The organism is Polaromonas sp. P1_G4, assembly GCF_056405475.1.
Map to the genome: position 1 here is coordinate 1 of NZ_JBFUCA010000085.1, position 11,602 is coordinate 11,602.

An 11,602-nucleotide genomic window follows, 5' to 3' on the forward strand; every position below is an offset into this window, starting at 1 on the left:
CCATATCCTGATCTGGCCGACGTCAAAGGCCAGGCGGCGGCCCGGCGCGCCCTGGAAATTGCCGCGACCGGCGGGCACAGCGTACTGATGATGGGCGCCCCAGGCTCCGGAAAATCCATGCTGGCACAGCGCTTTGCAGGCCTGCTGCCGGCCATGACCACCGAAGAAGCACTGGAAAGCGCAGCGGTGGCGTCATTGGGCGGCCGGTTCACGCTGGACAAATGGGCGATACGCCCCACCTGCGCGCCGCACCACACGGCCAGCGCCGTTGCGCTTGTCGGTGGTGGTTCCCCGCCGCGGCCTGGTGAAATTTCCCTGGCGCACCGCGGCATCCTGTTTCTGGATGAACTCCCGGAGTTTCCGCGGGCAGCCCTGGAAGCCCTGCGTGAACCGCTGGAGTCCGGCACCATCACCATTTCGCGAGCCGCCCAGCGCGCCGAGTTCCCGGCGCGCTTTCAGCTGGTCGCAGCGATGAACCCTTGCCCCTGCGGTTACCTCGGCTCGAGCTTGCGGGCTTGCCGTTGTTCGCCCGAACAGGTGTCGCGTTACCAGGGCAAGCTCAGCGGCCCGCTGCTGGACCGCATCGACCTGCATGTTGAGGTGGGTGCGCTTGCAGCCGATGAACTGGTCAACGCGCCGCCGGGCGAAGCCACTGCCGTTATCAGGGCCCGGGTTGCCACGGCACGTGATCGTGCTATTGCCCGGCAGGGCACCACCAACCAGGCGCTGGAAGGCCAGGCCATTGATGCGCAATGCCAGCTCGATGACGCAGCCGCGAAATTCCTGAACACCGCAGCAGCGCGGTTGGGGTGGTCAGGCCGCAGCATCCATCGCTGCCTGAAAGTGGCCAGGACAATTGCCGACCTCGCAGGCGCACAGGCCGTCCAGGTCGTCCACGTCGCGGAAGCCGTGCAGTACCGTCGGGCGCTCAAGGCAGCCCATTGACCAGGGCCGCCGAGCCGCGCAAAAGCCCGACTAACTCAATCGCTCAATAGGTGGCAAGCACATTCAGGAACCAGCCCCGACTGCGGTAAGACAGGTCGGTCAGGTCATCGGAATACTTGGTGAAGTTGTATCCCACCCCAACCTTCACCCCCTTGCCAAGGTGGCGATAGACACCGAGGAGCATGCCGGCTTTTGCATCCTGCGCCTCCGTGGCGCGCAGGTTGCGCCATTCAATCAGGGCGTCCCACTCCTTGACCAGGTGAAGATCCGCCCGGAAGATCAGAAGATCAGCACGGCTGGAGAACCACTCCCCGCCGGCAACCGGCATTTTCAGCTCGCCGACGCGGAACGCGTATTTGGCGCCGACGGAAAGCCACGGCTTCACGTCGTAAATTGTGTCGACGGAAAACACCTGGCTGCGCTGCGCGTAGTCGGCCGCCTGGCCCGAAGGGGTCAGCTGGCCCGCGGTCGGCACGTTGTGCAGGTTGGTGTACTTGAACAGGGTGTTCCAGCGGTCGTTGTCAACCGGCCGGTAGGCGCTGCCCAGCACAAACTCATGGTAGTTACCGTCGACAAAGGCCCCCTGGCTGTTGCTTGAACGCGAGACATTGAGCTTGCCCAGCACGCGCCAGGCAGGGTCCACCTGCATGCCCACCGTGTTGCGCATCAGCCAGGTGGTACGTTCGCCGGACACATTGCTCCGGTCGTTGCGCCACTCAAGATTACCGCTGTATTTCAGGCTGTCCTTTTTGTAGCCGACAGAGCCACCGAGCGCACGGCGCCTGAGGTCACCGGCCAATGGGTCGGACACGGTTCCGAACTCGACCTTGGCGCCCCAGTTCCAGCGGTCATTAGGCGACCAGTCCATGCCAAAGGCTTGCGTCAAGCTTTGCGGGCCGGCCCCATTGACTGCACGGCCCTCGCCGAACACCCGCAATTGATCGGACACGCGGGTGCTTGCACCAGAGACCAGCGTCCCTTGGCGGCCGCGCCACGCGACATCCGGGCTTTCTGTTTCCATCGTGTACGCCAGATAGGCATTGCTCCGGTCGGAGATGCGGTAGTCGGCGCCCAGCTTGCCGCCGGCGCCCATGCTGCCGCCGGATGCTTCGCCGCTGAGCTTCACGCGTTCGCTGACTTGCAGTGCGCCACCCAGGCCGACGCGGTTGTTGGGGTCGCGCGTATCGTCACGCTCCAGCGTCCCCTGAACGTAACCGTAAGCTTCCCAGTTTTCTTTTTCCCCGGGTTTCCCACCCGCACGATCAGGCCGGTAATCCGCCCTCACCTGCGCATCCGTGCGCGATCCGGTCTGGGAAAGCAACGGGCTGGCATTTGGCGTGACATTGGAACGATCGTCCGCACGGACCCCGACAGCGACTTCCCATTCGCTGTTCAGCGTCTGCCGCACCGCAAGTTCGGCGTTCTGGTTATTCTGCAGATCGCCGTCGCGCTTGTCTGCCTTGACCAGCACGCGCGTGCCCGGAACAAGCTCCACATCGGCAGCGGCACCGGCCTGCCGGACCGCCTCACCGCCTATGCCAATCTGCCCCGGGGCCGAATAACCGCGGTCACGGTTCTGGACATAAGAGGTGATCTTCCCCTTCATGCTGTCGGTGACTTCGGCGAGATCCACCGAGCCTTCCAGACGTTCTGCGCCGGCCGACTGGATGCCGCCGTTGTTCAGCGTGTTAAATCCAAAGCCGCCATCAAGAGAGGTTTGGGCGCCATTGCCCGGCCCCTTGGAACGTGCCGCCTCAAACTTCAGCCAGGTGCCGGGCTTGTAGCGCAGCGTCCCGTCGATCCCCTTGAGCGTCTGACTGGAGCCTGTTTCGCCCTGGTGGTAGCTGCTGGCGCCCAGCTGCACATGGTCGTTCAGCCATTGGCTCGCGCGAATGCCGGTCGACAGGTTGTTGATGGCCGTGACGCCGGGTGCAAACTCGTATGTCGTCACGAGGTAGACCGGCTGGCCGCCTACCGCAGACGMCATGATCAGGCCGGCGCCGGCGCCGGTCGCCGACAGGGGCGATTGCAACAGGATACGGCCTTGAAGGTAGTTGATCTCGTAATCCTGCGTAGGCGCGAGTTCGCGGCGCTCGATCACCATGCCGGAGTCCTTGTCGCGGACCTCGATCCAGACGCGCTCCGAGCCCTGTGTGATGTCGAGGTGGCGCAGGTAGTAGAGCGAGCCTCCCGTGCCGCGAAATTCCTCGCGCGAAGCCAGCGTTCCCGGATCGGCGGCAAAAGCATCAATCTGGGTCTGTTTTTCGCCATAGGTCGTGGCATCTTCAGAGCGGTAGCGCACCTGCGCGCCATAGAGGCCGCGCGAGTACTGCATCAGCTCCGTCCCGCTCCACGAGGTCTGGAAGTTACCCCACATGACGTGCGAGTCGCCTTTTTGCAGTTTGACAAAAAACTTGCCCTGCGTCGGCGCATCATCCACCGTTGTGCTGTCATCACCGTAAACGGGGTAGTAGAGGTTGGGGTCAATACTGCGCAGAAGGTATTTGGGATCCTTGCTGGAGAAGTTGGAAAACAGGTCCTCGATAGGACCTTCCCGGGTATCGGCCGAAGCCGTCAGCAGCCATTCGCCCTTGATTTTTCCCTTGAGGTAGAAAGCGGCACGGCCATCAACATACACCTTGTCTTCATAGTGACTTAAGTCCCCGGTCACCAGTTTGGCGGGCCCGGAGACATTGTTTTTCCCGACCGTCAAATCCCCCAGTGCCAGGTAAAACCAGTCATCCGCGGCGATGTTGAGGTTGCGGCGGAAGTTGCTTGCGCGCCCGTCCGACTCTTTCAGCGTCACCTCTACAGACTGCGGACCTGCCGGCATGATTTGTTTCATGGCGAACTTGCCCTGCGCATCGATCGGCAGTTCCAGCCCCAGCGCTTCGATGCGCTGGCCCAGCTTGAGATTGGTGCCGTTGACCGTGACGGTGCCGCCGGTCACCGGAATATTGCGCAGCGCCAGGCTGTTTTCGCCATACCCCGTCAGCCGTTCGCGCTCGAGCTTCTCCGCATCTTCATTGACCGGCATGGCGCGCACCAGAAGGTTCAGGGATTTCAGACTGGTCTCATCGAAACGCCCCTGGGCGTCATAAACACGCAGGAGGTAGAACACCTGGTCGCCGGCCGTATTGGCCGGAACGGTCCAGTTGAGCGCGCCTGACCATGTGATGGGCACGACCTCAAAAGGCTGCTCCTGTGTTTTCTGCCCTGCACGGAAAAGCCGCAGTTCGGCTTTTTTGATCCAGGGAATGTAGTTCGCCCAGGCCCGGAACTCCACCACCTCGCCCTTGACCGCTGCATTGGGTGTGGCCCAGGCATTCATCACCGGCGCAATGGCCAGGCTGTCATAACGCACCTGGATGTCAGCCTTCTCGAGCGCGACGTCAGCGCACCGCTGACCATCTGCTTCATTGGGAATCTCGGAGGCATTGATAGGCTCGCCATCAATCGTGATGCGAAACGGCACAGTGGACTGCCCCACGGCCTGTGGCGTGCAGGGCTTGGCGGCCGCCAGCGGAACAGGAACGGCTGCCGGCGCTACGGCCTCGAACCACACGCGCAGCTCGACGCGGCGATTGCGGGCCATCCCTTCAGGCGTCGCGTTCGATGCCAACGGTTTGTTCTCGCCTGCACCCTCGATCGAATAGGTGATGGCGGGATTGTTCAGCTGCTGCTTGAGATAGGCTGCAACGGCCAGGGCGCGGGCCTCGGAAAGCCCCTGGTTGTCCTTGAATATCCGCTTTGTCTCCGGCGCCAATCGCTGGTTGTCTGTGTGCCCGACAACAGCAATGCGCATACCGGGAGACGACGCGCCCTTGGCGCGTATCTCGGCGGCTAGCGCCTCAATGGATGCTTTGGCGGCGGGCAGCAACTCGGCCTTGCCCGACACAAAAAGGCTCTGGCCCCTGGCTTCTTCCAGCGCCTTGTTGACGGAGGCCACGCTCTGCGGCAACTGCGCTGCGCGGCTGCGCATGCCTGCCGCCTCTTCCCGCGTAACGCCCGAAGGCAACGGGTAGTTGATGGCCGGCTGCACCTCCGCAGGCGGCGGCACCGAGAACAGGTCGATACGGCCATTGTCAATTCGCTTGCCGCTGACTTCGGTGGCGGCCCATACAGAAGACCCTGCACAAAGGACGCTGACGGCTACTGCAATGGTGTGTGTACGGAAATTCATTTCGCCGACTCCAGCTCGGTTTCAATCATCAAGGGATGGAGGGGTTCACTGTCTGTTTCCGCGCGCTCCTTCTTTCGTCTTTCCTTCCACAAGACCTGTATCCGGTCACCGATCGCCGACACGCGTTTTTCCGCAAGCCCCGCCGCCTCGGCGCCTCGGTGATAGGCAATGCGCAGGATGGATGGACGTGTCGCGAGTTGCGAAGGCAGCTTTTCCAGCACCGCGAGATACGCAGGCTGTAACTCCGTGCCGTCGTTCAGGAATGCAGAGCCGGAGAGTTCGAGCCGGACCACACGATGGACCGTCGCGCCGAAATTGAGCTTCACCATCTTGCCGCGTGTCACCCGTACATCACGCGGGTTTTCGGTTGTCAACCGATAGCCCGAAGGCAGGGTTCTTTCGTCCACCTTCATCACGAAGTTGGAACCGCGATCAGCGTTCGGGATTGCCGCGCAAGCCACGTGGAAACGTCCATCATGGTCGCTGGTAACCAGCAACCCGCGCGCAGTTGCAATGCGGACATTCGCGATGCCCGGCTCCCCCTCGTCCTGGTAGCCGTTGGCGTTCTTGTCGTCAAAGACCTTGCCGATGATGTCGGAGCAATCGAAGGTGGGATCGGGAACCACACGCACCGTCGCTGTGGCGGTGTTGGACACCTGGGCGTTGACCAGCGCATTGCGGGCTGCGACCTGATTCACGTAAGTGCCTTCCGACACACCGCTGCCCACCACCAGCAGCATGCGAAGCGTTTTGCGCTCACCTGCGGTAAACGTCTGGCCGGCCCAGGTGAGATTGCGTCCGCTCACCGTGGGCTCAAGTGCCACGCCGTTGAGCGATGCCGAGCCGGTGCGATACCTGAAGCCCGCCGGAATCACATCCACGATGTTGATGTTGCCGAGCACCGCATTCAGCGTGTTGGTCGCCGTGATGTTGTACGGCACCAGGTCGCCGCGGACCACATTGACCAGCGGCGTGCTCTTTGTCATCACAATTGCGCCGCCCAGCACCGGGTCCAGCGGGATGTGGTTATTCAACACGTTGGCCGAGCCTGGTACTGCGGCAAAAGTGAACGTGTAGAAGTACTGGGTCGTGGCCGCACCGCCCGCAAGGGCAAGGGTGTTGTTGGGGCAAGCTGCGGGGTTGTGCAGCGGCACGCCCGCTGTGGGTGCGAAGTTGCTGTTCTGCACCAACGCCGGATCTGGGCTCGGAGGCGCCAGGCCCACGCCCAGGGTCGCGGTACAGGCTGGAATGATCGCCGACGGACCGGGCAGGTAACCCGGTGGCGACGTCACCGTCAGTGTGTACAAGGTCGCGCCTGCCGGAGCACCGCCCAGCAACAGGAACTGGTAAGAACCATCAGCGCCCGTCGTCTGCGTCAGGCTGCCGCCAATCACATCGGCTGCGGTGAGGCCTGGGGCCGAGAGTGTGACGATGGCGTTGGGTACAGGCTGACGGCTGACCGCGTCGTAGATCACTCCGCTCGGATCCAGCGGCAGGCTCTGGGCCAAGGTTGTGGTACCGGCGGTTAGCGTGAGGCCTCTTAACGTTCCGTCGGTATTGTTCGCACCGGCCGGATTGGAGGTCGAATTCACCTGTCCATTCGTATAGGGCAATCCGGTCTCATTGGGCACCGGGCGTCCATAGATGCGCCCGCTTGTGGGCTCCCGAAAGCGGATTTGGTAACCCGAGCCCGGCGCCACACTGGAAAAGCTGTAAGCGCCGTTTGCATCGGAGGTTGTGGTGCCCACCACCACGCCGCCGAGTGTCAGCTCGACGATCCAGCCCGGGACCAATGGTTCACCTGGGTCCTTGATACGGTCATGGTTGAGGTCGCGCCACACGCTGCCTTGCACCGCCGCCACGTCGGAGATCGCCGTGGGGTCGGTTGCCGTGTTGTTGCCGGAAAAGCCGCTGGGCTCATTGCCGCCGGAGACCACCGCCGTGTTCACCAGGACCTGTCCGGACAAACCGGCAGCCACCGCAACACGTACCGTGATGACGGGCGCTGTGGCACCGGAGGCGATCACGCTGTTGGTGTTGCAGGTGACGGTGGTTGCGGTGTTGGAGCAGGACCAGGTTGCGCCGCCATTGACGGCAGCTACAGTCATACCCACAGGCAGGGTGTCGACCACCGTCACGGTGGCGGACGTTGCCGCTGCGCCGACATTGGAAACGGTGATGGTGTAGAAGCCTGTGCTGGATCCCTGGGCGAAGCTGACCGGCGCGTGCGTTTTGGCGATCGCCAGGTCAGGCGCATTGCCCGGGATTTCAGCGAAATTGTTGTCAGCTGACACGGCATTCGCGCTGGCGAGTGGAATCGTCGAAATCGAGGACACCGGGTTGGCCGGCAAGGTCGCCGTTCCGCCGGTACTGCCCGCGATGGTCTGGCCATTGGTCGTGCCGGTGGCCTGCGGCAGGGGCTGCGTCACGGTATAGGTCCCCTGCGCGAGCCCCGTAAAGCTATAGGTACCGTCGGCCAGCGTGACCGTTGACCTGGAGACAGCGAGCCCATTGATGTCGGTGCCCGTCAGATTGATCGTCTGTCCGCCGATGCCGTGATCGCTTCCATTCATCAGGCCGCTGTTGTCATAGTCCAGGAAGACCTTGCCGGAAATCGTGCCGCCATTGGACACCTCGGCGAAGTTGTTGCCGCTCGAAACCGTATTGGGCGGCAGCACGATGCTGCTGATCCGGCTCGGTGTGACAGCCGGTGTGGTCGCCGTTCCGGGTGTTCCGCCGTTCGGAACAGCGCCCGCGGTGGTAATGCCGTTAGAGGTGCCGGCAGGTTGTGCGGGCTCCACCACGCTGTAAGTTCCAGGCAAAAGGTTGCCGAACGAATAGCTGCCCGCCGCATCGGTGACCGTGGTCGCGACCAGCGCATTGCCTGCGTCCCGTAGCTCGATGGTGACGCCTGCGAGCGGATCATCCGCGCCGTCCTGCGCGCCATTGTTGTTCAGGTCCTTGAACACCTTGCCCGAAATGGTCGAAGGAACGACTTCGGCAAAGTTGTTGTTGGCGGAGCCCGAAATTTCGGCGGCTCCGCCGTCACCATTGAGAACCACGTTGGTGATCTGGCTGGTGGTAGCCGTGGGGTTGGATGCCGTACCGGCTGAACCCGTGCTGCCATTGATGCCACTGATGGGGCCGGCGGTCGTGATGCCATTGGTGGTTCCCGCGGGCTGCGCCGGCTGGCAAACGGAGTAGCTGCCGGCAGCCAGTGAGGAGAACAGGTAGTTGCCGAGCGCATCGGTGGTTCCTGTCGTCAGCAGTGCGCCACTGCAGTTTGCGCCGCTGCGCAGTTCAATGCCGACCCCGGCGATCCCCGTGTCGGTGCCGTTCTGAAAGGTGCCGTTGGGCGTGACGTTGTTGTCTCTGAAAACCTTGCCGGAGATGTAGCCAAGGGTGCTGATCGTCAACGTCGCATTGGCAGGCGCCTGGTTGTTGCCCAGATTCGTTTGTAGGGCACCGGCGGGAATGTTGTTGGTGTGTACGCCAGCCGTCAGCCCCGTCACATTGACATCAATCGTACAACCACCTGCGGGGATCGTGCCGCCGCTATTGAGCCTCACGCTGGTGGCGTTGGCGGCAGCCACGACAGTACCGCCGCAGGAGGTCGTCATGCCCGGAGCTGCCGTCAAACGGATCTGGCCGGGTGCCGTCGGCAGGACGTCGTCAAAATCCGCGCTCAAGGTCATTGCTGCGGCATTCGTGTTGCCGATGACGATGCTCAGGCGCGATACGCCGCTCGGTGGGATCACCGCAGGGGTGAACTGCTTGCCGACGGTCGGCGGGGTGGAGGTAATGAGCTGTGCGCTGGTGGGCTCCTGGTTGGTGACGCCCTCGGTGGTAGTAATGCTCCCGGTCGGGATGGTGTTGGTGTACACGCCCGAAATGTTGCTCAGAACATTCACCGTGACGGTACAGAACCCATTGGCTGCGAGTGTGGCCCCGGTCAGGCGAACGCTGGTGGCGGACGCTGCGGCAACAACAGTGCCGCCTGCACAGGTCGTGGCCGCCGCCGGCGTAGGCGCGACGACAAGTCCGGCGGGCAATGCGTCCGTCAGGGTCATGCCGTTGAGCAGCGTGTTGTTGGGATTGTCGAAACGGATCGTCATGACCGCCGCCGCACCGGGCGCCTTGGTGTCGGACCCGGTCGTGAACCCGACAGGATTGCCTGCGTCCAGCGTGCGGGCGCTGAAAGCCTTGTGCACCACAACTGGTGACCTCGCGCGCAGCGTATCGCTCGTAGGCTGGGTGTTCGCCAGGGCATTGCCGCCCGCGGTTGCCGTTAGTGCGTTGGCTGGAATGGTATTGACATAGTCGCCTTGCGCCGCCACAAAGACGTCGATTTCAACCTGGCAGGTTGCCGGCACATTTCCGGCCGCGGCGACGATGATGCCGCCCGAAAGCTGCACCGTGTTGACCGTCGAAGAGACCGTCGCACCCTGGCATGTCGTCGTCGGATTCGCGCCACTGGGAACGGTCACACCAGCCGGCAAGGTGTCGGTGACCGCCAGGTCGCTGACGGGCTGTGAAAGCGGGTTATAGAAAGTGATGCGCAAGCGGGACCGGGTACCCGGCGCCACCACGTTAGGCGTGAACTGCTTGACGATGCCAATGTTCGTGCTGATCGCCAGGCTGGTCGTTGCCGGGTTGGCATTGGTCAGGTTCTGGTCGGTGATGATGGCACCCGGCGGAATGGTGTTCGTGTTGCCACCGGTCACGGCAGACGTCACGTTGACCGATACCTGGCAGGTCGCGTTTGCAGCCAGGTTTACCCCTGACAGACGGACCGATCGCGCGCCCGCCGCAGCGGTCACAACCCCGCCCGGGCATGTCGTTGCGGTTGCCGGGGTAGGCGTCACCACCCACCCATTGTTGGTGCCGCCTGCAACACCGCCGACCGTGAAGTAGTCGGTGATATCCAGGTTGGTAACCGCCTGGGACCCGTTGGATATGTTGATCGTCAGCCGGCTCACCTGGCCGGGGAAAGCCAGGGAACTGATGGAAGTCGTTTTGCTGACGGCCAGGCCGGTAGGAGCATTGAAAAGCAGCGTGCCGACAACGGCGGTGACGTTACGCACGCCGCCGTCCGCGAGGATGCCGTTGGGGGGGATGCTGTTGACCCAGTTCGCGCCGCCTGTTGCCACCACATCAAACAGGAAAGCGCAATTTCCGCCGCCCGCCACATTGGCGCCGGTCAACGTTGCGCTGCCTGCCCCTGCAACAGCCGTGATGGACGTGCTTCCCGCGCAGGTCGTCTGCGCATTGGGCGGAGTGGCCAGCACCATGCCCGCCGGGAGCGGATCGGTCACACTGACGTTTGTCAGCGCGAGCGCGCTCGAATTCAGGAGCTGAACCGTGACCGTTGATTTGCCGCCCGAGGACACGCCGGGTGGATTGAAGCTCTTGTTCGCGGTCAGCGCGGAGGTGTAGGTCAGCTGGGGGGTGTTGGTTGATACCGTACCCAGTGTGTGTGTCGTGCCGTTCCCGTAGGTTTCGGTGCCGTCGACCGTCGCGGTGTTGTTATAAACGCCGGCCGGCCCTACGACATCCACCTGCAAGTTACAGCTGCCGTCCGCACCCGTGCCGTTGTTGGCGCGAGCCGGAACGGTGCCGCCGGTGATGCCGATCGAAGTGGAGCCGGCAACCGCCGTGATGGCGGGGGCGCCGCAGGTGCTTGCCGCGTTGGCCGGATTTGCGATGCGGAGCTGGCCCCCACCGCTGGTTGCCAATTGCAGAGTATCCGAAACCGCAACGTTGGTCAGTGGGTTCGCCGACTTGTTCGTCAGCGTGATGGTCATGCGGACAATGGTTCCCTCGGCAAACGTGCTGGCGCCGGGAGAGGACTGGGCAAACGCCTTCGTTGCTGCGAGCACGGGCGGGTTGGTGCCTACGCTGGTGGAATTGGAAGCACCCCCGTTGCAAGTGGCGCCGCCGTTGTAGCAAACCCCACCGGCAGCGATGACGTTGTTCGAGGTGGCCACCGCAACAGTGGACGCCATGGCCCACACGGTGATGGTGCAGGCACCCGGTACGCTGACACTGGTGCGGGCCGGGACGGTGTCGATGGTAAAGACCGGCGCATTGCTGCCCAGTGGGCTCGCAGAGTTGACGTTGCCGCAAGCGGCGCTGACAGTCGGCGTGTAATTAAGGCCGTTGATCGTGCCGGTGAGGAATGTCTGGCCGTTGGTGAAGTTGTCCGTCACCGATACGGTATTGATCGCACCAGCGCCGAAGTTTTGCACGGTGATCTGGTACTGGATCGGGTTGCCCGGCGCCACGGGTGTCGTGGGTTGTACCGATTTGAGAACACGGAGGTCGTCGGCAACCAGGATGGTGGCCGATACCGCCTGGCTCTTGATGGCGGGGTCGCCCACATCCACGGCGCCTTGGGGGATGCTGTTGGTGTAGGTCACCGGCACGCCGTTCGCCTGAACAGCCGCGGTGAAGTTCACTGTCACCGTGCAGCTG

The 11,602-nt window shown here is 63.1% G+C and carries 3 protein-coding genes; 1 reads left to right on the top strand and 2 read right to left on the bottom strand.

Annotated elements, in window-relative coordinates; translation table 11 throughout:
• The coding region (locus AC1D1X_RS06455; protein WP_477697996.1) for a YifB family Mg chelatase-like AAA ATPase at positions 1-945 on the top strand (945 nt) is incomplete at its 5' end.
• Between the two features lie 43 nt (positions 946-988).
• Here the strand turns inward: AC1D1X_RS06455 and AC1D1X_RS06460 are convergent.
• Positions 989-5,128 carry an OmpA family protein gene (locus AC1D1X_RS06460; RefSeq protein ID WP_477697997.1) on the bottom strand — a complete coding sequence of 1,380 codons (4,140 nt, stop codon included), beginning with the start codon at positions 5,126-5,128 and terminating at the stop codon, positions 989-991.
• Positions 5,125-11,586, bottom strand: coding sequence for a beta strand repeat-containing protein (locus AC1D1X_RS06465; RefSeq protein ID WP_477697998.1), 6,462 nt, complete (start codon positions 11,584-11,586; stop codon positions 5,125-5,127). The genes AC1D1X_RS06460 and AC1D1X_RS06465 overlap by 4 nt, the downstream gene beginning before the upstream one ends.
• Positions 11,587-11,602: the final 16 nt, after the last annotated feature.